This is a genomic window from Variovorax sp. ZS18.2.2 (assembly GCF_024701975.1).
GTDB lineage: Bacteria > Pseudomonadota > Gammaproteobacteria > Burkholderiales > Burkholderiaceae_C > Variovorax.
Map to the genome: position 1 here is coordinate 288887 of NZ_JANLNM010000008.1, position 22103 is coordinate 310989.

General features: G+C 66.3%; 27 protein-coding genes and 1 tRNA gene. 16 read left to right on the forward strand and 12 right to left on the reverse strand.

Features of this window, described 5'->3' with window-relative positions:
* Positions 1–8: 8 nt before the first annotated feature.
* Positions 9–1364, reverse strand: a complete 1356-nt coding sequence (locus NU688_RS26870; protein WP_257863917.1) for a hypothetical protein — start codon at positions 1362–1364, stop codon at positions 9–11.
* 73 nt (positions 1365–1437) lie between these two features.
* Complete coding sequence (locus NU688_RS26875; RefSeq protein ID WP_257863918.1) at positions 1438–2103, reverse strand: sigma-70 family RNA polymerase sigma factor; 666 nt, start codon at positions 2101–2103, stop codon at positions 1438–1440.
* A 135-nt stretch (positions 2104–2238) separates the two neighbouring features.
* Here NU688_RS26875 and NU688_RS26880 point away from each other — a divergent pair, with 135 nt between their 5' ends.
* Together NU688_RS26880 and NU688_RS26885 are read left to right on the forward strand one after the other, a co-directional pair.
* Positions 2239–3774, forward strand: coding sequence for a VWA domain-containing protein (locus NU688_RS26880; protein ID WP_257863919.1), 1536 nt, complete (start codon positions 2239–2241; stop codon positions 3772–3774).
* A 53-nt stretch (positions 3775–3827) separates the two neighbouring features.
* Positions 3828–3904 (forward strand) — tRNA-Met (locus NU688_RS26885).
* Positions 3905–3955: 51 nt separating this feature from the next.
* Here NU688_RS26885 and NU688_RS26890 read toward each other — a convergent pair.
* Complete coding sequence (locus tag NU688_RS26890) at positions 3956–4915, reverse strand: LysR family transcriptional regulator (protein ID WP_257863920.1); 960 nt, start codon at positions 4913–4915, stop codon at positions 3956–3958.
* A 112-nt stretch (positions 4916–5027) separates the two neighbouring features.
* On the opposite strand from NU688_RS26890, the gene NU688_RS26895 reads away from it, so the two are divergent.
* The 5 genes from NU688_RS26895 (at position 5028) to NU688_RS26915 (ending at position 7309) form a co-directional block, all read left to right on the forward strand.
* Positions 5028–5591 (forward strand): ester cyclase, encoded by a 564-nt coding sequence (locus NU688_RS26895; RefSeq protein WP_374684696.1) that lies wholly within the window; start codon positions 5028–5030, stop codon positions 5589–5591.
* A gap of 58 nt (positions 5592–5649) precedes the next feature.
* A complete protein-coding gene (locus tag NU688_RS26900) occupies positions 5650–6372 on the forward strand; it encodes an SDR family oxidoreductase (protein ID WP_257863921.1) in 723 nt (240 codons plus the stop codon).
* A 21-nt stretch (positions 6373–6393) separates the two neighbouring features.
* Positions 6394–6828 (forward strand): extradiol dioxygenase, encoded by a 435-nt coding sequence (locus NU688_RS26905; protein ID WP_257863922.1) that lies wholly within the window; start codon positions 6394–6396, stop codon positions 6826–6828.
* Positions 6829–6953: 125 nt separating this feature from the next.
* The gene (locus tag NU688_RS26910) at positions 6954–7088 is read left to right on the forward strand and encodes a hypothetical protein (protein ID WP_257863923.1); all 135 of its coding nucleotides are present in this window, start codon (positions 6954–6956) and stop codon (positions 7086–7088) included.
* Complete coding sequence (locus NU688_RS26915) at positions 7085–7309, forward strand: hypothetical protein (RefSeq protein WP_257863924.1); 225 nt, start codon at positions 7085–7087, stop codon at positions 7307–7309. Before NU688_RS26910 ends, NU688_RS26915 begins: the two co-directional genes overlap by 4 nt.
* A 112-nt stretch (positions 7310–7421) precedes the next feature.
* On the opposite strand, the gene NU688_RS26920 is transcribed toward NU688_RS26915, so the two are convergent.
* Positions 7422–8072 carry a TetR/AcrR family transcriptional regulator gene (locus tag NU688_RS26920; protein ID WP_257863925.1) on the reverse strand — a complete coding sequence of 217 codons (651 nt, stop codon included), beginning with the start codon at positions 8070–8072 and terminating at the stop codon, positions 7422–7424.
* Positions 8073–8189: 117 nt separating this feature from the next.
* Between NU688_RS26920 and NU688_RS26925 the strand changes: the two genes are divergently transcribed.
* Together NU688_RS26925 and NU688_RS26930 are read left to right on the forward strand one after the other, a co-directional pair.
* Entirely contained in the window at positions 8190–9287 is a 1098-nt protein-coding gene (locus NU688_RS26925) for an NAD(P)/FAD-dependent oxidoreductase (RefSeq protein WP_257863926.1), read from the forward strand.
* Entirely contained in the window at positions 9284–10414 is a 1131-nt protein-coding gene (locus tag NU688_RS26930) for a hypothetical protein (RefSeq protein ID WP_257863927.1), read from the forward strand. Before NU688_RS26925 ends, NU688_RS26930 begins: the two co-directional genes overlap by 4 nt.
* A 101-nt stretch (positions 10415–10515) precedes the next feature.
* Here NU688_RS26930 and NU688_RS34090 read toward each other — a convergent pair whose 3' ends face one another.
* The 3 genes from NU688_RS34090 to NU688_RS26940 form a co-directional block, all read right to left on the reverse strand.
* The gene (locus NU688_RS34090) at positions 10516–10710 is read right to left on the reverse strand and encodes a hypothetical protein (protein ID WP_374684691.1); all 195 of its coding nucleotides are present in this window, start codon (positions 10708–10710) and stop codon (positions 10516–10518) included.
* Positions 10711–12702 carry a TonB-dependent siderophore receptor gene (locus tag NU688_RS26935; protein WP_374684692.1) on the reverse strand — a complete coding sequence of 664 codons (1992 nt, stop codon included), beginning with the start codon at positions 12700–12702 and terminating at the stop codon, positions 10711–10713. It abuts the gene before it with no gap.
* Between the two features lie 89 nt (positions 12703–12791).
* On the reverse strand, positions 12792–13184 hold the full coding sequence (locus tag NU688_RS26940; protein ID WP_257863928.1) for a DUF2946 domain-containing protein: 393 nt from the start codon (positions 13182–13184) through the stop codon (positions 12792–12794).
* Between NU688_RS26940 and NU688_RS26945 the strand changes: the two genes are divergently transcribed.
* On the forward strand, positions 13170–13304 hold the full coding sequence (locus NU688_RS26945; RefSeq protein ID WP_257863929.1) for a hypothetical protein: 135 nt from the start codon (positions 13170–13172) through the stop codon (positions 13302–13304). The two genes, NU688_RS26940 and NU688_RS26945, sit on opposite strands and share 15 nt — an antisense overlap.
* Positions 13305–13477: 173 nt before the next feature.
* Positions 13478–14695 (forward strand): chromate efflux transporter, encoded by a 1218-nt coding sequence (chrA, locus tag NU688_RS26950; RefSeq protein ID WP_257863999.1) that lies wholly within the window; start codon positions 13478–13480, stop codon positions 14693–14695.
* 17 nt (positions 14696–14712) lie between these two features.
* Here chrA and NU688_RS26955 read toward each other — a convergent pair whose 3' ends face one another.
* The 3 genes from NU688_RS26955 to NU688_RS26965 form a co-directional block, all read right to left on the reverse strand.
* Positions 14713–15159, reverse strand: a complete 447-nt coding sequence (locus tag NU688_RS26955) for an SRPBCC family protein (RefSeq protein ID WP_257863930.1) — start codon at positions 15157–15159, stop codon at positions 14713–14715.
* 104 nt (positions 15160–15263) lie between these two features.
* On the reverse strand, positions 15264–15704 hold the full coding sequence (locus NU688_RS26960; RefSeq protein WP_257863931.1) for a DNA-binding transcriptional regulator: 441 nt from the start codon (positions 15702–15704) through the stop codon (positions 15264–15266).
* Positions 15705–15808: 104 nt separating this feature from the next.
* Positions 15809–16240 carry a GNAT family N-acetyltransferase gene (locus NU688_RS26965; protein WP_257863932.1) on the reverse strand — a complete coding sequence of 144 codons (432 nt, stop codon included), beginning with the start codon at positions 16238–16240 and terminating at the stop codon, positions 15809–15811.
* Positions 16241–16323: 83 nt separating this feature from the next.
* On the opposite strand from NU688_RS26965, the gene NU688_RS26970 reads away from it, so the two are divergent.
* From NU688_RS26970 to NU688_RS26980, 3 genes are all read left to right on the forward strand, one after another.
* Positions 16324–16725, forward strand: coding sequence for a DUF2946 family protein (locus tag NU688_RS26970; RefSeq protein WP_257863933.1), 402 nt, complete (start codon positions 16324–16326; stop codon positions 16723–16725).
* Positions 16726–16815: 90 nt separating this feature from the next.
* Positions 16816–17433, forward strand: coding sequence for an SCO family protein (locus NU688_RS26975; RefSeq protein ID WP_257863934.1), 618 nt, complete (start codon positions 16816–16818; stop codon positions 17431–17433).
* 45 nt (positions 17434–17478) lie between these two features.
* Positions 17479–17964, forward strand: coding sequence for a copper chaperone PCu(A)C (locus NU688_RS26980; RefSeq protein WP_374684693.1), 486 nt, complete (start codon positions 17479–17481; stop codon positions 17962–17964).
* 27 nt (positions 17965–17991) lie between these two features.
* Here the strand turns inward: NU688_RS26980 and NU688_RS26985 are convergent, their stop codons facing one another.
* Positions 17992–18486 carry a hypothetical protein gene (locus NU688_RS26985; protein ID WP_257863935.1) on the reverse strand — a complete coding sequence of 165 codons (495 nt, stop codon included), beginning with the start codon at positions 18484–18486 and terminating at the stop codon, positions 17992–17994.
* Positions 18487–18753: 267 nt separating this feature from the next.
* A complete protein-coding gene (locus NU688_RS26990; RefSeq protein WP_257863936.1) occupies positions 18754–20394 on the reverse strand; it encodes a 3-(methylthio)propionyl-CoA ligase in 1641 nt (546 codons plus the stop codon).
* A 176-nt stretch (positions 20395–20570) separates the two neighbouring features.
* Between NU688_RS26990 and NU688_RS26995 the strand changes: the two genes are divergently transcribed.
* Both NU688_RS26995 and NU688_RS27000 read left to right on the forward strand, forming a co-directional pair.
* Positions 20571–21242: a nitroreductase gene (locus NU688_RS26995; protein ID WP_257863937.1), complete on the forward strand. Its 672-nt coding sequence runs from the start codon at positions 20571–20573 to the stop codon at positions 21240–21242.
* A 65-nt stretch (positions 21243–21307) separates the two neighbouring features.
* Positions 21308–22102, forward strand: a complete 795-nt coding sequence (locus tag NU688_RS27000; protein WP_257863938.1) for a phosphodiesterase — start codon at positions 21308–21310, stop codon at positions 22100–22102.
* The last annotated feature ends 1 nt before the right edge of the window (position 22103 follow it).

Below are 22103 nucleotides of genomic sequence, written 5' to 3' on the forward strand. Positions count from 1 at the left end.
TCTATTAATTAGCGCGTCAGCAGCGCCCGCAGCGCAGCGAGCGCCTGCGCCGGCGGGGTGCCGACCGTTGCAGTGCCGCCGGGCTGCGGCGTCCAGCGCACCTGGTCGCCCGCGATCTCGAGCACGGCGATCACTGTTCCGCCTTGATGGAGCGACAGGCGCGCCTCGACCGGCGCGGCCAGTTGCATATCGGCCGCCGTGGCCGAGCGGGCCACCGTGTTCACCAGCGCCGCCAAGCCTTCGATGTCGCCGCGTGCGTGCTGCACGCCCAGGCCTGCACGCATGAAGTCGAAGGAAGTCCAGCGGTCGAGCGCGGAGAACGTTGAAGCGCCCGTCGGCGACCTTGTGGCCTTGGTGGCGGCAGCACGCGGCGGCGCCGTATCGCGCAGGGCGCCCGAGACGTCGGCATTCGGACTGCCTCCCCGCGCAACGGCTCCGAGTGCACTGCCCGCCGGCTCGCCGTGCCACGGCGGAGCCGCGCCAGGCGCAGGCGGCGCGGCCGCGATCGCGGGCGGACTTCTCTCGGGCACGGCGATGGGCGCAGGAGGCGCCACCGACGGCGCAGGCGCAGCTGCGTATGCACTGCGTCTCTCCTGCTCTCGTCCATCCAGCACGCTTTCGCTCTTTTGACGCACGCGCGCGGCCGATTCGGCAATGCCCGCCGCTTCCGCAGCGGGTGCCGCAGGCGCGGGTGGAGGCGGTGCCGCCGCGATGATGGCGGGCGCCGCGGGAGCTTGTGCCACAGCCGGTGCGGCTGGTGCGGCCGGCAGTTGCTCGGGCGGCACTTCTTTCGTCTCCGGCGCGGGGGCGGCCTGCTTGCGGGCAGGCGTTGGTGCCGGCTTGCGAGCGGCATCGACCGTCGCGCGGTCCGGCGCTTCCTTCGACGCATCGCGCGGTGATGCCGCGGGTGCCTCTGCGGCGGGCGCCTGCTGCGCTGCGATGGCGGGGCTGGGCGCCTGCGGTGCCGACTCCGCCGCGGGCGGCGTCGGCGCGGCAGCAGGTGCTGGCGCACTCGCCACCTTCGCCTCGCCATCGAGCCTCGCATCGGGAATCGGCTCGCGGTGCCACAGCACGGTCACGAAGCCGGCCACGAGCACGGTGGCGAAGGCCGCGTTCCAGGGCATGCGTGCGCGCGTGTCGCCGTTGCCGAACAGCCGGCGCCACCAAGGTGCGGCGCTCGCGTTGTTGGCGGCGGAGGCCGGCGCCGCTGCAGGCGCGGCCGCCAGGTTGTGCGCCATCTTCAGGATCGCATCGCGCGTGCGCGGATCGGGCGTCGCATCGCGATCGGGCGCATGGTCGAGCGCGCGGCGCAGCGCCGGGTCGCGCAGATCGCCGTTGTCGGAGAGATCGACGTCGTTGCTCATTGGTGCACCCTTGGCGCTGCGCGCCTTCCCGCCAAGCGGGAGCGAGCTTGCTTGGGGCGGCCCGGCGCGGCGCTCATGCGCGTTGCTCCAGCACCGACAGGTAGCGTTCCATGCAGCCGCGCAGCTTCTGCAAGCCATAGCGCAGGCGGCTGCGCACCGTCTCGAAACCGATCTCCAGGCTCGCAGCCAGCGCCTCGACGGTCAGGCCGTCTTCGTGGTGCAGCAGGAATGCGGCGCGCTGGTCGGCCGGCAGTTCGTCGAGGCAGGCCAGCAGGCGCCGACCGGCCGCGCGCCAGAAGGCCAGTTCTTCGGCGGACGGGTGCGCCGCGGCATCGACCGCGCCGCGCACGCCTCGGTCGAGCGTGGGTATGCCATCACCGTCGTCGTCCGGATGCGCATCGAGCGTCACTTCGCGCCCGCTCACCCGCAGGCGGTCCATCGCAAGGTTGTGCGCGATCGTGAAAGCCCAGGTGCGCCAGGCGGCGCCCTGCGGCGAGAAGCTCTCGCGCGCCGAGATGATCCGCACCCAGGTGTCCTGGAACACCTCGTCGGCCTGCGCCGTGAGCCGCGCGCCCAGCAGGCGTTTGACGAAGCGGAACAGCCCGCCCTCGTGGCGCGCATAGAGCACGTCGAACGCGGCGGCGTCACCGTGGGCGTAGGCCAGCATCAACTGATCGTCGGGCATGGCGTCGCGCTCGGTGGCGGCTTTGGCGGAAGGGGCGCGTGGGAGCGCAGACATCGGCGGATTTTCACCTGAGCTTGTACGGGCGGCGGCCGGCATCGGGGTTCGCCTCCAGAAAAAAAGTCGCACGGCCTAACCCCGTGGCCGCGCGCCGGCCGTATCAGCCTGCATCCCACAACCCGGAGTCCTTTCATGGCCCAGCCTTTCGCTCCCCGTTTTCGCCGCCCACTGGTCGTGCTGCTGTGCGCCCAGTTCCTCTTGAGCGCAAGCGGCGCCACCGAGATTCCGGCCGTCGGCGCCAACGCTCGGTGGCCCCAACCTGCCTTGCAGGTCTCGCAGACCGAGCCGAACTTTCAGGCGCCCTCGGCCACCCATTGCGCGCGGCCGGTACAGACCCATGAGACGCCGGGCGTACGGAATGCGCAGCTCCAAAGACCCAGGCCGACCCCGGCGCCAACGATGGGGCACCTCGACGCTGCGCCGCCCGAGGCATTGCGCAAGGCAACACCGGCCGCCGCAGCGGAGACGAAAGCCTACGGCTCGAGCGCTCGCGAGCTGAGCGCGGCCGTGCCGCCTGCTGCGGAATTTGCGCCGGCACCGGCCGCCGTGGCGCCTGTAGCGCCCCTACCGCCGGCCTCGCCGGCCCCGCGCGCCAGCATCGCCCAGCCCGTCCAGGCCGGACGCCCGGCGAACGAGCCCGTCACCGCCGGCATGGTCGACGACAACGCCGACTTCAACGAATACCTGAACTTCCGTGGCCGCACCCAGGTGGCCCATCGCGAGCGCGACATCAACATGCGCTACCTGCTCCAGGTGCGCGACGCGCGCGGCGCCGTCGTGCCCGATGCCGAAGTGGCGGTGCAGGCGCCCAGCGGCGCCGCCATGTGGGCGCGCACCGATGCGGGCGGGCGCGCCTGGCTGCATCCGCTCGCTTTCGACAGGACGCACAGCCGGATGTACGAGGTCACGGTCCGCAAGAACGGCCGGCAGGGCACGGCGTTCCTGCAACGCGGCCAGAAGAACGCGGTCGACGTGGTGATCGACAGGCCCGGCGCCGCCCCCGCGCGCGCCCAACTCGACCTGGTCTTTCTCATCGACGCCACCGGCTCGATGGTCGACGAGATCGCCAAGCTCAAGAGCACGCTGCGCACCATCGCCGACGAGGTGGCGCGGCTGCCGAGCCGCCCCGACACCTGTTTCGGACTGGTCGCCTACCGCGACGTCACCGACGACTTCGTCGTGCGCCGCCACGACTTCACCGACAACCTCAACGCCTTCCAGGGCGTGCTCAACGGACTGCAGGCCGCGGGCGGCGGCGACTACCCCGAGGCGATGAACGAGGCGCTGGCCGAAACGGTCCACCAGCTGAACTGGCGCGGCACGGGCACCACCCGCCTCGTCGTGCTGCTGGCCGATGCGCCGCCGCACCTGGACTACGGCGGCCCGCAGTACGACGACAGCATGGTCGCGGCGCTGGGCAAGGGCATCAAGGTGTTCAGCGTGGGCGCCTCGGGGCTCGACAAGCAGGGCGAATACATCCAGCGCCAGATCGCGCAGTACACCGGCGGGCGCTTCGTTTTCCTGACTTACAAGGAGGGCTCGAACCCCGCGAGCGGGCCGGGTTCGGAGACGCGGCACGATGTTGCGAACTACTCGGTCCAGACGCTCGACCGCCTGATCGTGCGGTTGGTGTCGGAAGAATTGGGCAAGTTGCCGGCGGGTGGTTGAACGGGTCCCGCGGACTGGGCTATAATTTTGGGCTCAGTGCAAAACGCTGAAACGGCTCTTTAGCTCAGTCGGTTAGAGCGATGGAATCATAATCCACAGGTCCGCGGTTCGAATCCGTGAAGAGCCACCAACATTACTTTCGCGGTTCTCCGCTTAAGTCAAAAAGCCCTAGGTAGATCAACTACTTAGGGCTTTTTTCATTGCGCTTGTTTCCAGGAGCGAGGAGCGCCTGCGGCGCCTGTCCATGCGCGAACTGCGCCACAAGCAAGTCGACGAACTGCCGCGTTCGCACCGGCAGGAAGCGACGTGATGCAAAGACCACCTGGATTGGCACGCTCTCGCCCATCCAGGCACTCATGACCTCGATCAGTCGGCCATCCGCCAATTCAGCCGCCACATCCCACACTGAGCGCCGCACCAGGCCGAGTCCGGCGAGAGCCCAGTCGTGGGCCTGCTCGCCGTTGTCCGTCACCATGTGTCCGCGCACGCGGACGGTGGTCAATGCATCACTGGAGCGATCGATCGGCCTGAAACTCCAGTCGGCATGCCCGGAGGCGCTGCGGGTCATCACGATGCAGTCGTGCGCCGCGAGGTCGACGGGCGTTTGCGGTGGTTCGCGGCGAGCCAGATAGGCCGGCGCGGCGCATACCACGCGTCTGTTCGACGCCAGCGGGCGCACGACCAATCGTGAGTCCTCCGACCCGCCGATTCGCACGGCGCAATCGAAGCCGCCTTCGATCAAATCCACCACCGAATCCGAGAGCGACAGCTGTACCGATACGCCAGGGTTGTCGAGCGCAAAGCGCGCCATGGCCGGCCCGACCCATCGGCGTCCCAACGCCACCGGCGAGGACACGCGCAGCACGCCGCGCGGTTCCTTCGAGCCGTGGCCGATGGCTGCTTCGGCCTCGTCCACATCCGCCAGGATGACCTGGCAACGCTCGAAGTAGATGGCGCCCTCATCGGTCAGTGCGAGCCGGCGCGAACTGCGATGCAGCAGACGCGTGCCCAGAGCCGCCTCCAGTCGCGCCAGGCGCTTGCTGCCGACGGCCGGCGAAAACCCCAGTTCGCGACCGGCTGCGGAAAGGCTGCCGGTGGTCACGGTCTGCACGAAGAGCTTCATGTCGGCGAGTTCGGGCATCTTTGTCTTCCTGGAACAGGTGGTTGTCAGATTTCGGCCATTTTCTCCGGAAGGGAAAAATTGGACAGTGAACACCTGCGCGACACATCGCGCGTCCATCCAGGAGTTCACCATGCCGTTTCTTCCTCTGCCTTCCCGTCGCGACGTCGGCCTCGCCTTTGCCATGGCGACGGCTGCCGCGGTTTCCGCCCCCACCTTCGCCGAGACGCCTGCGCCCTTGCCTCGGCCCGCCCACGTTGTCCAGGACCACTCGATTGGCAAGTCGCAACGCGAATCGATGACGCTGGCCGCACGGCGCTATTTCGCCTTCTGGAACACGGGTGACGAAAGCTATGCCCGGCTCGCGCTGTCACCCGATTTCGTGGACCGTACGCTGCCGGCGGGACGTCCACAGGGCTTCGAAGGCCCATTGTTCGCATCAAGGAACTTTCGCACCGCCGTGCCGGACCTGAAGGCCGAGGTACAGGAAATGATGCTCGTGGGGGACCGCGTGGTCGGGCGCCTGCACTTCACCGGCCACTACACCGGCACCTTTCAGGGCAAGGCTGGTAGCGGCCAGCCGGTGGATTTCATCGCAACCGACATCTACCGCATCGCCAACGGGCGGATCGCCGAGAACTGGCACCTCGAGGACAACCTGACGCTGCTGCAGCAGCTCGGCGTCGTGCATCCCTGAAATCGCCCTCGTCCTTTCGAGTTCCGAATCCCGAACACCCCAGCTACAGGAATTACCCATGTCTTGCTCTCTGACCAATCAGACCGTCGCCGTACTCGGCGGCAGCTCCGGCATCGGTCTTGCCGTCGCGCGTGGTGCACACCGGCTCGGTGCACGCGTGATCATCGGCGGACGCGATCCACAGCGAATTGCCGCGGCAGCGCGCGAGAACGCCGGCCTCGAGACCGCGACGCTGGACATCACCGACGAAGCGGAAGTGGCCGCCTTCTTCGAGCGCATCGGCACACTCGATCATCTGGTCGTGACGGCCGGTGCATTGCTCGGCTCGTCGCCGCTGGGCGCGCTCGACTTCAAGGCAGCGCGCGAAGCCTTCGACGTGAAGCTCACGGGCAGCCTCCTTGCGGCCAAACACGCCGCGCCGCGTCTGCGCCCGGGAGGCTCCATCGGGTTCACCTCCGGCATGCTTGCGCGCAAGCCCTCGCCCAACGCCGTCGTCAAGACGGCTATCAATGCGGCGCTGGAAGCCGCGACCAGGCAATTGGCGCGTGAGCTCGCGCCGGTGCGTGTCTATGCGATCAGCCCTGGGCCGGTGAACACGCCAAGCTGGCGCCTGATGGACGATTCCAGCCGCGCAGCGATGTTCGAAAAGCTCGGCAACACGCTGCCGGTGGGCTTTGCCGCCACCGACGACGACACCGCAGCCGGCTACCTGTTCGCGATGCAGGCACGTGCGCTCACGGGCGCCGTCATCGACCTCGATAGCGGTGCATTGGTCGCCTGAAGCAACGAACCTCACGCCCACATGATCACCACTGAACACAAGGCGGTCGATATCGGCGCGCCGTCACTTGACCATGTACTTCTTGTCACCCAGCACGCACAGCCAACGCTCGCGTTCCTCACCGAGGTGGTTGGACTGCACGTCGGCCCGAGGCCACCATTCCGTTTTGCCGGGTGGTGGCTGTATGCCGGAGACCGCGCAGTGGTGCACATCGCGCTGCGCGAAGTTGGTACAGCGCAAGAGCTCTCGAGGCAGGTGGGAGTTCGGACTTCCGGGGGCGGCGGTGGGGTCGTCGATCACATCGCCTTTCGCATGGTGAATGCCGCCGCCGTGCGCCAACGTCTCGATGACAGTGCTTGGCCGTACCACGAGGCTTGCGTTCCAGAAACGGGTGAGTGCCAATTCTTCGTTTCTATTCCCGAAGGTCCGGTTGTTGAATTGGTCGCGAGCAATTGAGCTTCGACCTCAGTCGTCGCCGCCCTTGGGCGCCGAGAGAAGCCGCACGGCCTCCGAGATATGCCGGCGCAAGGCGGCCTGACTCGCGCCCCTCGCCAGGCGACCCGGTCAATATGGTCAAGATCATGATCGACAGCGTCGCCCAGAACCCGGCGCCGCTTCGCATCGCACTGGGCGCCGACGCCTACACGGCCACTCACAAGACGTTGACGGAGCGTCTCGCCGCGCTCGAAGCGCAAAAGTGGTCAACGCCGGGGTGAAACTGACCGGCCTGCCTGTGGCCGAATTCACCGAGTCGCAGTTCGGCCGACTGTTCGACATCAACACGAGGGGCGCGTACTTCACGATGCAGAGCGCGACCGCGCGTGTTGTGGACAAAGGCAGGATCATCTACATCGGCTCCAGCACGACCGGATACCCCGGCCGGGCTATGCCCTCCATGGCAGCAGCAAGACGGCGAGCGACCTTTCCGCCTTTGTGAGCGGTCAGCTTTTGCTGCTGAGCGGCGGCGCCGCCGCTTGATCAGTGCCATGTGCCCCCTCGATGAGCGACAAGGGCAAGACCCGCTGCGACTGACTGGTGTTGGAGCCGCTCTATGCGGGCGACTTCTCGGCATATGGGCCTGCCGGCGGCAAGCCAAGAAGATCGGCAGCCAGGTTCACGGCCTTTTCGACTTCGTCCGGCAAGAACGGGTCGGTGCCTGTCATCAGCCGGTATTCGTTGGCGAACACCAGGCTGCTCGTGATCACGCCGATCACCGCATAGTGCAGCCGGCCCGGGTCGCCCGCCCGCGCCACGCCGGCGTCCTGCGCCGCGCGGATGGTGCGCGTCGAAATTTCGTAGTGCGGGCGCACGAAGGTCTCGAGCAGCCAGGTCAGGCGATCGCTGTTCGCCTGACCTTCGAAGGACAGCAGCCGGTGCAGCTCGGGCCGCTTGGCCGTGAACAGGGCGAACGCCCGCAGCATTTCCCGCATGGCGTCGGCCGGTCCAACCTGCTGGACCCGCTCGGCCCAGCGCGAAAGCGCCTGCTCCTGTGCTCCCTCTTCAAAGATGGAGGCGACCACCTGCCGCCACAGGGCATCCTTCGACTTGAAATGGTAGACAACGAGCTGGTGCTGCACGCCCGCATGCTGCGCAATCTGGCGCAGGCTCGATCCCTCGAAACCGGCTACGGCGAATATGTCGAGCGCCGCTGCAAGAATTCGTGCGCGCCCGTCTTGCAGATGGGTCCTGGGTTCGCTCATGCTGTTACCTCTTGGCAGGCCATGCAGCCCGGGTTGACTTTCCGATCGGAAAGTCTATCATCGCACCAAACTTTCCGATCGGAAAGTCAACCGGATTGAAGATTGGCGGGACCTCTGATGAAGCGAGTGATCGTGGTGGGTGGCGGCTATGCCGGCACAGCCCTTTCGAGGGCACTGGACAAAGTGGCGGACGTGCATCTCGTCGAGGCACGCGATCGCTTTGTCCACAACGTTGCAGCGATCCGCAGTGTCGTCGACCCATCGTTGCTCGACCGCATCCTCATCCCCTACGACCGGCTGCTGCATCGCGGCCGTGTCCGGCAAGGCACCGTGACCGGCGTGTCGGCACAGGGCGTCCGGTTGGCCGATGGCGAACACATCGAAGGCGACATCGTCGTGCTCGCGACGGGGTCGCGCTACGCGAGCCCGTTCAAGCCGCAAGGCGACTCCACCGAGGCATTTGCCGACGAACTGCGGGCGGTCCACGCCCAACTCGAAAGCATGAACAAGATCGCCATCGTCGGTGGCGGTGCAGTGGGGGTCGAGTTGGCCGGTGAAATCTCCACCGCCTACCCCGGCAAGGCCGTGACGCTCGTGTCGGGGTCCCCTGCGTTGATGCCTGGCTATTCCGACAAGCTGGCCGAAACCCTTGCAGCGCAGTTGCGCAGCAAGGGGGTGTCGCTGCAACTGAACACCAGGGTGGACACGCTGGCGTCCCCCGATCGCCCGTTCGCAGGCTCTCTGGATACAGGCCCGGAGGAAGCCGGCACGCAGTTGGTGTTTCCGGCGATGGGCGCCCGGCCGGTAACGACGGTGTTCGACCAGATCCCAGGGGTCAGCCGGGACTCGCAGGGTCGCGTCGTGCTCGATGCCTGGCTGCGACCTGCCGGTGCCCAGCATCTGTTCGCGCTCGGAGACGCGGCAGCCACAGGGGACCCCATGACGATCGTCGCCATCACACGCCAGGTTCCCTGGTTGAGCAAGACCATCGCGGCGGTGCTCGCAGGCCGGCCCCTCGATTCGTTGCCGCCGTACAGGCCATGGCCCATGCGCGGCATCCTGGTTCCGATTGGGCCAAGCGACGGCGCGAGCGTGCTGCCGGTGTTGCGCAACGGGGTGCAGGTCGGCAAGTGGGTGACTGCCCGTCTCAAGGGGCGTGAATTGTTTATTCCCCGCTACCTCAAAGAGTTCGGTTACGACGGAGCAACGCAATGACGAAATATCTTCGACTTGCGAGATGGATGGCAGTCGCGCTGTCTGTCGCGTTGGCGGCATGTTCGACCACCCCCACCACGGTGTCGGAGGGCGACAAGCTGCACTTCCAGACGACCCCGGCCGACTACGCCGCGCTCGGCCTCACCGACACCATCGTGCCGCGCGAGGACGGCCGGCGGACGACGCCAAGCCCCGAGAACTTCGAATGGTGGTACTTCGACGGATTGCTCGACGACGGAACCGTGGTCGTGATCTGGTTCGGTGACAACTGGTTCTACGGCTCGCACAAGCGAGCGGTCAGCATCGAGATGACCCTCCCCGGGCAGAAGACACGCCGCATCCTGCGCACCTTCGATGAACCGGGTGCCTTTTCGACCACCGGCGCGGACATCAAGATCGGCCCCCACACCTTCAAGGGCGACCTCGACACCTACACCATCCACGTCGACGCCAACGAGACCGGCGGCCTGGGCTGCGACCTGGTCCTGCGCCGGCTCGTGCCGTCCTTCCGACCCGCCACGGGTTACATGAGCGCCGGCAAGCAGTACTTCGCCTGGCTCGCCGCGGTGCCGGAAGGCAAGCTCAGTGGAACGATCACGACCGACAAGGTGACTCGCGCGGTCACCGGCAGCGGCTACCACGACCACAACTGGGGCAACGTGTCCCCGGCCGCGTTGTTTGACGGCTGGTGGTGGGGCCGGGCCCAGACCGGTCAACACACGGTGATCGCCTCGGTCCTGCAGGCCAAGCCCGCATTGGGCGGCCACCGCCTTCCGATCCTCTTCATCGGCGACGAGAAGAAAATCATCGTGAGTGCGATAGGAAACGACGTGACGTCCGTCGAAGGACCCGCTGTCGCCCACCCGGATCCAAAGCACCCCCGCACGATCGGCTCGAGTGTTTCCTTCGAAACGCCGAATGGCAGCCGGGCGCAGTTCAACATCTCGGATCGACTGCTGACGTCTTCCGATCTTCTGGCCAGCCAAGGCCTCCTGAAGCGCATGGCCGCGGGCGCCCTGGGACTGAAGCCCTGGTATACGCGCTTCGAAAGTTCGGTCACGACCAGGCTTCCAGGACAGCCTGCATCCACGGGCTCGGGCACGCTCGAATATTTCGAACTCCAATAGCCTCTCTGTACACGCAAGAACGGGACGTTGCGGGATTCAGGGATACTGGAGCGATCAGCAGCGCGGCGAATCGAGTTGGTTGAGTTCGTGGCTTGCCCTGGTCAGTAGTCCAACCTCAGCGTGAGCCTGGCGGTGCGCGGCGTACCCAGCTTGATCCAGTCCGAGACGAACTGATGGCTGCCCGTGTAGTACTTCTTGTCGAAGAGGTTGTCGATGTTGAATTGCAGCGCGGCCTTGGCACTGCCCAGCGCGAAGCGGTACGCCAGCATGGCGTCGACACGCGCATAGCCCGGCAACTAGAAGGTGTTGCCCACGTCGCCCTGGCGCTGGCTCTGCGCGAACACGCCCGCCCCACCGCTCCATTGGCTGTCGAAGGCATAGCGCGCCCACAGGCTGGCCGTGTGGCGTGCCACGTTGGCCAGTTGCCTGCCTTCGTAGGTCGGGTCTTCGGTGACCTTCGTGTCGGTGTAGGCGTAGGAGGCGATCAGCGAAAGCCGCTTCGTGATCTCGCCCGACACATCCCATTCGAGGCCACGCGAGCGCGCCTTGCCGATGGTGACCGTGTTGTAGTACGGCGCCGTGTCGGTGGGCACAGAACCGCCGCGATTGCGCTTCACGAGCTGATACAGCGCCACCGTCGAGCTGAGCTTGCCGTCGAACAGTTCGATCTTGTGGCCGATCTCGATCTGGCTGGCCTTCTCGGCCTTCAAGGCCGTCTGGGTCACCGAGTCGCGACCGTTGTTGGCCGAGACAGCGTCCTGGTACTGCGCATACACCGCCTGGTTGGGCGCGAACTGCCACACGGCGCCCAGGCGCGGCGTGGTGAAGGACGCCTTGTTGGGCAGCGTGGTGGTGTCGCCTGCATAAACGGCGCTGGTGCGGTCGTGACGCAGCGCACCGGTCAGGAACACGCCGTTGCCGAAGGCCAGCTGGTCCTGCACGTACACGCTGGTCCAGCGCTTCTGGTCGCGGATGTCCAGGGGCGACGACATGGCCGTGTCGAGCCGCGGCGTTGTACCGAGCAGCGGGTTGTAGATGTCCACCGCCGACAGTTGCTGGAAGTACGTGGTGCCGCTCTTGCGGCTGTTGTAGGCGTCGAAGCCCACCAGCACCGTGTGCTTGATGCCGCCAGTGTCGAACTTGCCGATCAGGTCCACGTTGAACTGGTCGAGCTTGTACTTTCCCTTGGGCCGCGCGTAGTAGTAATACCGGCACATCGGGTTGCCGGAGCCTGAACAGCTGTCGCCCGGCAGCACGCCGGCTCCAAGATCGACACGGTAGGGCGTGACGTCCACCTCCGAGGTGTCGCCGCGCACGCTCAATACCTTGCCCTTGAGCTGCCAGGTGTCCGACAGCTGGTGCGAGCCCTCGAGCTTCAGGCTGGTGGTCCTGGTGCCCGAAAGCGCCGGCGAATCGTTGAACTGCCGAGACCACGGCAGGTCGACGGGCCGGTCGCCGATGGCGGGCACGCCGTAGTCGGTGCGGTAACGCTGGCTGCTGTAGTCGATGGTCGCGATCACGCTGGTGCGCGCATTCGGCACCCAGGCAAGGCTGCCGGTGAATGCGCCGAGCTTGTCGGTCACGTGGTCGCGGATGGAGTTCGAGTTGTAGTACGAGGCCGCCACGCGCGCACGGACGGTGCCGTCCACATTGACCGGCCCCGATGCCTCGATGCCGGTGCGCGACAGCCCATACTGGCCGACCGTCTGCTCGAAGCTGAAGGCCGGCACGCTGCTGATCGGCTTGGTCACCACGTTGATCAGCCCGCCCGGCTCGGCGCGCCCGTACAGCACGCTGGAGGGGCCCTTGATCACTTCGACCGACTGGACATTGGCCATGTTGATCGGCACGCCCGTGACCTTGCTGCCGTCGATGTAGTAGCTGGAGCTTCCCGACATCGGGCCCATGGCCGTCATCGACGCGCTCGGGAAGCCGCGCAGGATCGCCAGCGGCTGCGCCGAGCCGTTGAAGCCAAAGTCGAACTGCACGCCGGCCACGTTGCGCAGCGCGTCGCCCAGGTTCAGCACGCCCTGGTCCTGGATGACCGACAGCGGCACGGTCTGCGTGCTTTGCGGGTTCTGCAGCGAGGGCGTCTCGGTGCGTGTCGCGGTCGAGCTTTCGGGGGCCTGATAGCCATCGCGGTCGCCAGTGACGGTGACGGCCGGCAGGCTTTGCTGCGTGTCGCTTTGGGCCAGTGCAGCACCGGCGCACAGGCCGAATCCGGCGACGCAGGCGGTGCCGATACTCAAATGCGTCATCGCGCGCAGTGCGCGTTCGACGAAGGTCATGGGAACTCCTGAAGCCGGACGCACCGGTCCGGCGAAAAACAAAAGAACCGCTCCCGTGCGTCAGTGCCGGCAGCGGAGGTCTTTGAACTTCAGGAGATGCGCGGAGGTGCGCGAGGCTGCGCAGTCGACCACGCGAACAATGTGCGCGGCGCTGCGAGAAAGAGCTCGGGCAGGCCGTACCGCAGCGTCGGCACGAACAGCACCGGCGACGATGCGGGCGCAAGACCCGGTTGTGCAGCGTGCGACGAGCAGTACGGGCAGTGTTGCTGGGCATGATCGCCCGGCTGCTTCGTCCTGGACGGTTCGGCGGCTGCGTCGTCGACATGAACCAACTGCTGACCGAGGATCGTGCAGACCTCGATCCATTGCGCGCCTTGCGACGATTGAAATGCATGCGACAGAACCGGTGCGACAGAGCCCATCAGGACCGCGACGCAGGCGATCCATGAGATGAGTTTTCCGAGGCGGTGGCCGACACGCATGGCGCGGATTCTAGATGTCTGAATCGAGGCCTGACTGTGGACGCCAGCGGCAATTTCTATGTGGCCGACACGGGAAACATCCGGCTCCGCAAGATCACACCACCTGCGCCCGGGCCATGAGCCGCAGGGCCGCTCCCAAGGCATCTTTCGACCCAGTGAAGACCACCGACACTGCTGAAACGGCTCTCCGCTAAAGTCAAAAGCCCCAGGTAGATCGACTACCTGGGGCTTTTTCCGTCTGGCCGTACCGAGAGTCCCCGCCCATGAACCTGCCCCAGCAATCCCAGCCAGACATGCCGCCCGAGGTCGATGCCACAGGCGACATCCGCTCGCGCGGCACGGTGCTCGAAGTTCTGCTCGCATTCCTCAAGCTCGGCCTGACATCTTTCGGCGGACCGGTCGCGCACCTCGGCTACTTCCGCGCGGAGTTCGTCGAGCGCCGCAAATGGCTGGACGACAAGAGCTACTCGGACCTGGTGGCGCTGTGCCAGTTCCTGCCCGGGCCCGCGAGCAGCCAGGTCGGCATCGCGCTGGGACTGGGGCGCGCGGGCTGGGGCGGTGCGATGGCCGCATGGATCGGCTTCACGCTCCCTTCGGCAGCGGTGCTCATTCTGTTTGCGGCCGGCGTCACGCAATGGGCGGCCCTTTCGCAATCGGGCGCCGTGCATGGTTTGAAGGTCGTCGCAGTCGCCGTCGTCGCGCAGGCGGTGTGGGGCATGGCCAAGTCGCTGTGCCCCGATCGCCTGCGTGCAGGCGTGGCCATCGCCGCGGCGCTGCTGGTGCTGGCGGTTCCCTCGGCGATGGGACAGATCACGGCCATCGTCGCGGGCGGCCTGGTCGGGCGATGGGCGCTGAAGCTCGGTCATCTTCCCACCGCCCAACACCGCGACTACGGTGTGAGCAAGGTGACCGGTGCCGCCCTGCTGGTTCTCTTCGTCGTCCTGCTCGCGGCGTTGCCGTTGCTGGCCGCGACGATGCACTCGCCGATGCTGTCTGTCGTTGCAAGCTTCTATCAGGCGGGAGCGCTGGTCTTTGGCGGCGGGCACGTCGTGCTCCCTTTGCTGCAGGCAGGGGTGGTGCCCGCAGGCCTGGTCTCGAACGATGTCTTCCTCGCGGGCTACGGCGCCGCCCAGGCGGTGCCGGGCCCTCTGTTCACGTTCGCGGCCTTCCTTGGCGCCGTCATGCCCAGCCCGTTTGGCGGCTGGCTGGGCGGGCTGGCATTGCTTCTTGCCATCTTCCTCCCCGCCGCGCTGCTCGTGGTCGGCGCGCTCCCTTTCTGGGAGACCCTGCGGCAGCGCGACGGTGTGCAGCGCGCGATGGCCGGCATCAATGCCGCGGTCGTCGGCGTCCTGCTGGCGGCGCTCTACGACCCGGTGTGGACGAGCGCCATCCACTCGCCAGCCGATTTCGGATTGGCCCTGGCGGCATTCGGGCTGCTGGTCTACGCGCGTCTTTCGCCGGTGCTGGTCGTTGCGCTGGCCGCTGTCGCCGGATGGCTGCTTGCCCTCTGAGGCCGAAGCCTCCGGCGCTACTCGTTGATCTCCGGTTCCACCAGCCTTGCGAGATTCTGCAGCGACTCCTGCCAGCCGAGATAGCAGGCTTCCACCGGAATCACTTCGGGCAGCCCTTCCTGGACGATGCTCAGCTCGGTGCCGACCGACACCTGCTTCAGCGTGACCGTCACCTGGACCTTCCCGGGCAGGTTCGGATCGTCGAAAACGTCGGTGTAGCGCAGCCGTTCGTTCGGCACGAGCTCCAGGTATTCGCCGCCGAACGAATGGCTCTTGCCCGTGGTGAAGTTCGTGAACGACATCCTGTACTTGCCGCCCACCTTGGCCTCCATCTCGTGGACCTTGCCCGTGAAGCCGTTGGGCGGCAACCACCGCGCCTTGGCGTCGGCATCGAGGAATGCCCGATAGACCTTTTCGGGTTTTGCGGCGAGGACGCGATGCAATCTGACCGTGTTGGTGCTCATGGTTCTTCCTTTCGAAACCGCGAGCCTACGGACATCCAATCTGCATCACAAGGACCGAGAAATCGTAGATCCTGCCAATGGCCCCCGCCGGGCGGAGCGTCCTTCTACGCAGTTTCCAGTCGCTCGGCCACTTCGTGCTTGCCCAGCTCTCTTACAACGGCGAGCTTCTCGAGCTGCGCCGCGCGCGGCCGGGCCTTCCCCTGCTCCCAGTGATAGATCGTCTGGCCCGACACGCCCACGAGTTTCCCGTAGGACGCGGCGGAGAGGCCGAGCTTGCTGCGATGCGCAGCCAGCCGCGTCGCGCTGAACCGCCGCTTCGGCCCCGACTCGCCCGCCTCATCGGAATCGTCGGCAGGCGCGCGCCGCGCGGAGCCCTTGGCGGCACGTCGCAGCTCTTTCTCCAGCGCACTCACCTGTCGCCGCAATGCAGCAATCGAGGCGCGATGGTTGGCGGATGCCTTTTTGAGAATGTCGATCTCCGCGCGCACTTCTTTCCTGGCAACGCGTGAGATCTCGGCTTTGAGGATGGATGCAATATTTGGCATGCCCGCATTGTGACCAAATCGTAAACATCCGCGGATGTCAGGATCTGTAAACGAAATGGTGAGGTATGGAGCCTGGGGCCTGGGCAGGCGTCCGCGTGGTTCACTCAGGGCACACGCACATAGACATCCGGCACGTACTTCTCCATGAGCGTGTGCGGCCGCGACGGCGGCGTGAAGTCGAACTTCGCATAGAGCCCATGCGCATCGCCGGTCGCCAGCATGAAGCGCCGCAGTCCCTGCAGTTGCGGATGGGCCATCACCGCAGCGACCAGCGCTGCGCTGTACCCCCTGCCGCGATGCTCCTTCAGCACGAACACATCGACAAGGTAGGCGAAGGTCGCGAAGTCGGACACGACCCGCGCAAACGCCACTTGCGATTCGCCGAGAAAGCCGCCGAAGTTCAACGAGTTGCCGATGGACGTTCGCACGGTCTCGATCGGAATCTGCCGCGCCCACGCCGACTCTTCCGACAGGAAGCGATGGATGAGCGACACGTCCAGGTCCTCGATTGCGGTGGAGATTCGAAGTTGATGCATGTCGTCGAGCATAAGCAAAGCCCTTTCATTCGCGAAGTGCTGGCACATGACCCGGCCGCACCCGTCGCCGATAATCCGCGCCAATGCCCACGCCCTTCCACGCCGCACCAAACAGGCACGCAGCCCCTGCGGTCTGGCGGCGTCCGGGTGTGCCGCTGATCCGCTGGGCGCTGCTGTGGTTCGCGCTGTCGATCGGCGCAGCCATCGCCTCGCCGATGGTGCATCCGCTGTCGATGGAACTGGTCTGCTCGGCCAGTGGTTCGGTCAAGGCCATCGTGCACACCGACGACGGCGCGCACGAACTGGGCACCGGTCATCTCGACTGCCCGCTGTGCGTGCTCGGCGGCGCACCGCCCGCGGCGCCAAGCGTCTCGCTGCCGGCCGTCGTGCCCGCGGTCCACGCGGCCGCAGCGGTCGCGCAGGCGCACATCGCCGCCATTACCGCAGCGCCGCCGCCGGCGCGCGGGCCGCCCTCGCTCTCCTGATTCGCTTCCGGTTCCCGCGCATGCGACGCCGCATCGCGCGTTCCCGCCATTCATGCGCTCGCGTTCGCGCGACCGCCAGAGAGAGCCTTCATGCACACGACACGACCTCGAAAATTTTCACGCCGCCATCTGCTCATCGCCGGCGGCGGCCTCGCCGCGCTGTCGCTCGCCGCCTGCGACAAGGTGCTGCCCGCGAGCTTCCACGGCATCGACATCACCGGCGCCAACTATGCGCAGGACTTCCGCCTGACCGACCCCGACGGCCGCGAGCGCACCGTGGCCGATTTCAAGGGCAAGGCCGTGATGCTGTTCTTCGGTTTCACGCAGTGCCCCGACGTCTGCCCCACCGCGCTGTTGCGCGCCGCCGAGATCCGACACATGCTCGGCGCCGATGGCGAGCGCCTGCAGGTGATCTTCGTCACCGTCGATCCGGAGCGCGACACGCCCGTCGTGCTCAAGGCCTACACGAACGCTTTCGATGCGAGCTTCATCGGCCTCTACGGCGACCTGCAGAGAACCAGCGAGACGGCCAAGGCCTTCAAGGCCTATTACAAGAAAGTGCCCACCGGTTCCTCGTACACGATGGACCATTCGGCCTTCAGCTACGTGTACGACCCGCAAGGAAAAATCCGGCTGGTGCTGCGCCACGAACAAGGCGCGCCGGAATGCGCCGAAGACCTGCGCACGATTCTCAAGACGACCGCCTGAACTTCTGTTCAACCCGATCCATTCATATCCAAGGAGATTTCTCTCATGACGAACATGACCCCCATCGCCCGCATCCTCGCCCTCTCCGCCGCTTCGTTCCTCGTGGCCACCGCGCACGCGCAGGTCACGGTGAAGGAGGCCTGGGTGCGTGCCACTGTGCCGCAGCAGCAGGCCACCGGCGCGTTCATGCAGCTCAGCGCCGCGAAGGACACCAAGCTCATCTCGGCCAGCTCGCCCGTCACGCCGATCGTCGAGGTCCACGAGATGGCCATGCAGGACGGCGTGATGCGCATGCGGCAAGTGCCGTCGGTCGTGCTGCCCGCGGGCAAGACGGTCGAGCTCAAGCCCGGCGGCTATCACGTGATGCTGCTGGACCTCAAGCAGCAGGTGAAGGAAGGCGACACGGTGCCGCTCACGCTGGTGTTCGAAGGCCAGGACGGCAAGCGCGAAACGCTGGAGGTGAAGGCGCCGGTGCGCGCGCTCAACGCCGCGGCCAAGCCCGCTGCCGCGCACGGCGAGCACAAGCACTGAGCGACGCCGCGAGAGAGGGTGCCGCGGCTAGCCGTCGACTTGCACCCGTCGCGCCGTCCCCGATTCGAAGAAGGCCGTGAAATAGCGGCCCGCCGATTCGAACAGGAACGTGGCGTCCCACGCCGCACGGACATCGCCATGCGCGGGAACCGTGAAGCCGTCGAGCTGGAAGGCTGTGCGCCACGCCGAAGGAAATGGCTGCTGCGTCGCCCACGATACGAACTCCGGCTCGAACACCGGGCGACATCGCAGGAACAAGCCATCGAGGTCCGCAAGCTGCGCGCGACAGAACGCTTCCGCCGCGGGGTCCGGCCCCTGCGCCGTGCCATTCATGGTGACCGAGATGCGGCGGTCGTCGCTGCCGGGAACCTGGAGCTCCGCTTCCCAATAGCACTTCGATGTGTCCCTGTGCGCGAAGTACACGAGCTGCTCGAAGTAGGGATGACCGACCTCCTTGTGCGACGACCTCCCGGTGAGATCGGCATTGAGAACGTCGAACAGTTTCTTGAAGAAGACGGGCACGCGCTTTCCCCCTCGAAAGCATCGTTCGCTGCGCACGAACGGCCGGCGATGTTACCCAAGACCGCCGCGCATCGCACAGGAAATCTGCTGGGGATTTCCCCTTATGCCGGTCACGAACCCACCGATTTGCGTAGCCCGGGCTCCCTCCTGGCCGAAGGGCTGCTCATTCAACAGGCAACGTGGTGGGAAGGCCCGTCAATGCTCGCTTTGAAGGGTGCGCTCCTCCGGCAACCCACAGAGTTGTCCACAGAAAAATCGAACAAGTCATCAAACTGACTTCGCCGCGACATATCCCTTGAACAACTCGCGCAGCTTGGTTTTCAGCAGCTTGCCGGTGGCTGTATGCGGCAGGCTGTCGACGAAAGCCACGTCCTCGGGCAGCCACCACTTCGCCACGCGCGTCGAAAGAAAAGTGAGCAGTTCCTCGCCCGTGACCTCCGCGCCCGCGCGCTTCACCACGATGAGCAGTGGCCGCTCCTGCCACTTCGGATGTGCGATGCCGATCACCGCGGCCTCTGCCACGGCCGGGTGCGCGCTCGCGGCGTTCTCCAGGTCGATCGACGAAATCCACTCGCCGCCCGACTTGATGACGTCCTTCCCGCGGTCGACCAACTGCACATAGCCGTCTTCGTCGATGGTGGCGACGTCGCCCGTCGGAAAGAAGCCTTCGGCATCGAGCACCGATCCGCCCTCGCCCTTGAAGTAGCCGCTCGCGATCCAAGGCCCGCGCACATGCAGGTGGCCGAAGGCCTTGCCGTCGTGCGGCAGGCGCCGGTCGTCCTCGCCGACGATCTTGATCTCCACGCCCCACACACCGCGGCCCTGCTTCATCTTCACCGTGGTCTGCTCCTCCTTCGATAGCGCGCGGTGCTTGGGCAGCAGGTTGCCGATCACGCCGATCGGGCTGGTCTCGGTCATGCCCCAGCCCTGCACGAAGTCGGCGCCGAAGTCGCGCTCGAAGCGTTCGATCATGGCGCGCGGCGTGGCCGCGCCGCCCACGCCGATGCGCTTCAGGCCGATCGCATGCGTGTCGATCTCGGGGTGCGCGTCGAAGTACTGGAAAAGCATCAGCCAGATGGTGGGCACGGCCTGCGAGAAGCCGACCTTCTCGTCGCGCATCAGCTCGTACAGGCTCTCCGGGTCCATGTGCGGGCCGGGCATCACCAGCTTCATGCCGGTCATGGCCGCCGCATACGGCATGCCCCAGGCGTTGGCATGGAACATCGGCACCGCGAGCAGCAGCGTCATCTGCGAGTTGACGCCGAAGGTATCGGGCGCGCACTCCATCAACGAATGCAGCACGGTGGAGCGGTGCGAATACAAGACACCCTTGGGGTTGCCTGTAGTGCCCGAGGTGTAGCAGAGCGACGAGGCGGTGCGCTCGTCGAACTCGGGCCAGGCGTATTGCTCGCTCTGCGCACCGACCAGCTCGTCGTAGCACAGCAGGTTCGGCACATCGATGGCGGGCATGTGCGCGCGGTCGGCCATCGCGATGAAGGCGCGCACGGTCTTGAGCTGCGGCGCGAGCTTCTCGACCAGCGGCGCGAAGGTCGTGTCGAAGAACAGCACCTTGTCTTCCGCGTGGTTGACGATGTAGTCGATCTGCTCCGGAAAGAGCCGCGGGTTCACCGTGTGCAGCACCGCGCCCGAGCCCGAGACGCCGTAGTACAGCGCGAGGTGCCGATACGTGTTCCATGCGAGCGTGCCCACGCGGTCGCCGGGCTCGATGCCGAGCACCTTCATCGCGTTGGCCACCTGCTTCGAGCGGCGCTGCACCTCCCCGTAGTTGGTGCGGTGGACCGGCCCCTCCACCGTGCGCCCCACGATCTCGGCATGCGGGTGGAAGGTGGCCGCATGGTCGATCAGCGAAGAGATCAACAGCGGGCGGTCTTGCATCAATCCGAACATGTTCTTGTCTCCTGTGCGCCGGGGAAATCTCATGCGGCGGCCGGCTGCATCGTAGGCAGGGGCCTCCGCACGCCACATCGTCGGAACGGACGATTGAGCACCCCGGGGTTGTCCCTAGCATCGGCCTCGTTCAAGATGAACGCATCCCCGCTCTCTTCCCGAATGAAAGCCAAAGCATGAACGTGTACGAAGCCGTTGCGAGCCGTCGATCGGTGCGCGAATTTTTGGGCACGCCCGTGGCGCCCGATGTCATCCGCCGCGTGCTGCAGGAAGCCTTGCGCGCGCCCTCGGGCGGCAACCTGCAGCCCTGGCACCTGCATGTGGTGGGCGGCGAGCGGCTCGACGAACTCAAGGCCCTCATGCGCACCCGCGTGCACGAAACGCCGACCGGCGAAGGCAGCGAGTACGACATCTACCCGCGCGAGCTCGTCGCGCCGTACCGCGACCGCCGCTTCGCAGTCGGCGAGGCGATGTATGCGCGCCTGGGCATTCCGCGCGAGGACAAGGCCGCGCGGCGCGAATGGTTTGCGCGCAACTACCAGTTCTTCGGCGCACCGCTCGCACTGTTCTGCACGGTCGATCGCCGCATGGGCCCGCCGCAGTGGTCCGACCTCGGGATGATGTTGCAGAACGTCATGCTGCTGCTGCGCGCCGAAGGGCTCGACAGCTGCCCGCAGGAATGCTGGGCGATCTATCCGCAGACCATCGGCCGGTTCATCGAACTGCCGCCCGAGCGCATGCTGTTCACCGGCATGTCCATCGGGTATGCGGACCGGAGCAAGCCGCTCGATGCACTGGTGACCGAGCGCGCACCGCTGGCCGAAGTGGCCGAATTCATCGGCATCTGATCCACAGGACATCGGCAGGGGGAACGAATCCTGCTTGGCTGCAGGAAACCACGAAACTCCCTTCCATGCTCATCGCCCAGATCTCCGATCCGCACGTCCGACCCGCCGGCCAGCTGTACCAGGGCGTGGTCGATTCGAACCGGATGTTCGAAGAGACCATCGCGCACCTGCACGCGCTCGACCGGCGGCCTGACCTGGTGCTGCTGACGGGCGACCTGGTCGATGAAGGCCGCCCCGAGGAATACGCGGAAGCCCGGCGCCTGCTGGCAAAGCTCTCGATTCCTTATCTCGTCATCCCCGGCAACCACGACCATCGCGAGAACTTCCGCTCCGCCTTCGCGGACCACGCCTACCTGCCCGCGACGGGCGCGCTGCACTACTGCATCGACACGCACCCGGTGCGCATCGTCGCGCTCGACTCCTGCATTCCCGGTCTCCACCACGGCCACGTCGATGCCGACGGCCTGGCATGGCTGCAGTGCACGCTCGCAGCCGACCGCAGCAAGCCGACGCTGCTGATGCTGCACCACCCGCCTTTCACCAGCGGCATTCCGTACATGGACAGCTACCGGTACATCGACACCGCACCGCTCGAAGCCATCGTGCGAAGCGTCGGCAACATCGAACTCGTGCTCTGCGGGCATGTGCACCGCACGATGCTCAGGCGCTGGGCGGGCACGGTCGTCTGTTCATGCCCGAGCAGCACGACCGAGATCGCGCTGCAGCTCGCACCTGATGCGGCGCCCGCGTCCTACCTGGGGCGGCCGGGCTGCATGCTGCATCTGTGGGACGAGGCAGAGGGCATGGTGAGCCATGTGAGCCACATCGGAAAGCTGGACGGGCCTTATCCGTTTGCGTGAC

Bases quoted from the DNA above. Each gene is read 5' to 3' on its own strand.
- NU688_RS26870 (WP_257863917.1), bottom strand. From the start codon at position 1,364: ATGAGCAACGACGTCGATCTCTCCGACAACGGCGATCTGCGCGACCCG.
- NU688_RS26875 (WP_257863918.1), bottom strand. From the start codon at position 2,103: ATGTCTGCGCTCCCACGCGCCCCTTCCGCCAAAGCCGCCACCGAGCGC.
- NU688_RS26880 (WP_257863919.1), top strand. From the start codon at position 2,239: ATGGCCCAGCCTTTCGCTCCCCGTTTTCGCCGCCCACTGGTCGTGCTG.
- NU688_RS26890 (WP_257863920.1), bottom strand. From the start codon at position 4,915: ATGCCCGAACTCGCCGACATGAAGCTCTTCGTGCAGACCGTGACCACC.
- NU688_RS26895 (WP_374684696.1), top strand. From the start codon at position 5,028: ATGCCGTTTCTTCCTCTGCCTTCCCGTCGCGACGTCGGCCTCGCCTTT.
- NU688_RS26900 (WP_257863921.1), top strand. From the start codon at position 5,650: ATGTCTTGCTCTCTGACCAATCAGACCGTCGCCGTACTCGGCGGCAGC.
- NU688_RS26905 (WP_257863922.1), top strand. From the start codon at position 6,394: ATGATCACCACTGAACACAAGGCGGTCGATATCGGCGCGCCGTCACTT.
- NU688_RS26910 (WP_257863923.1), top strand. From the start codon at position 6,954: ATGATCGACAGCGTCGCCCAGAACCCGGCGCCGCTTCGCATCGCACTG.
- NU688_RS26920 (WP_257863925.1), bottom strand. From the start codon at position 8,072: ATGAGCGAACCCAGGACCCATCTGCAAGACGGGCGCGCACGAATTCTT.
- NU688_RS26925 (WP_257863926.1), top strand. From the start codon at position 8,190: ATGAAGCGAGTGATCGTGGTGGGTGGCGGCTATGCCGGCACAGCCCTT.
- NU688_RS26930 (WP_257863927.1), top strand. From the start codon at position 9,284: ATGACGAAATATCTTCGACTTGCGAGATGGATGGCAGTCGCGCTGTCT.
- NU688_RS26935 (WP_374684692.1), bottom strand. From the start codon at position 12,702: ATGACCTTCGTCGAACGCGCACTGCGCGCGATGACGCATTTGAGTATC.
- NU688_RS26940 (WP_257863928.1), bottom strand. From the start codon at position 13,184: ATGCGTGTCGGCCACCGCCTCGGAAAACTCATCTCATGGATCGCCTGC.
- chrA (WP_257863999.1), top strand. From the start codon at position 13,478: ATGCCGCCCGAGGTCGATGCCACAGGCGACATCCGCTCGCGCGGCACG.
- NU688_RS26955 (WP_257863930.1), bottom strand. From the start codon at position 15,159: ATGAGCACCAACACGGTCAGATTGCATCGCGTCCTCGCCGCAAAACCC.
- NU688_RS26960 (WP_257863931.1), bottom strand. From the start codon at position 15,704: ATGCCAAATATTGCATCCATCCTCAAAGCCGAGATCTCACGCGTTGCC.
- NU688_RS26965 (WP_257863932.1), bottom strand. From the start codon at position 16,240: ATGCATCAACTTCGAATCTCCACCGCAATCGAGGACCTGGACGTGTCG.
- NU688_RS26970 (WP_257863933.1), top strand. From the start codon at position 16,324: ATGCCCACGCCCTTCCACGCCGCACCAAACAGGCACGCAGCCCCTGCG.
- NU688_RS26975 (WP_257863934.1), top strand. From the start codon at position 16,816: ATGCACACGACACGACCTCGAAAATTTTCACGCCGCCATCTGCTCATC.
- NU688_RS26980 (WP_374684693.1), top strand. From the start codon at position 17,479: ATGACGAACATGACCCCCATCGCCCGCATCCTCGCCCTCTCCGCCGCT.
- NU688_RS26990 (WP_257863936.1), bottom strand. From the start codon at position 20,394: ATGTTCGGATTGATGCAAGACCGCCCGCTGTTGATCTCTTCGCTGATC.
- NU688_RS26995 (WP_257863937.1), top strand. From the start codon at position 20,571: ATGAACGTGTACGAAGCCGTTGCGAGCCGTCGATCGGTGCGCGAATTT.
- NU688_RS27000 (WP_257863938.1), top strand. From the start codon at position 21,308: ATGCTCATCGCCCAGATCTCCGATCCGCACGTCCGACCCGCCGGCCAG.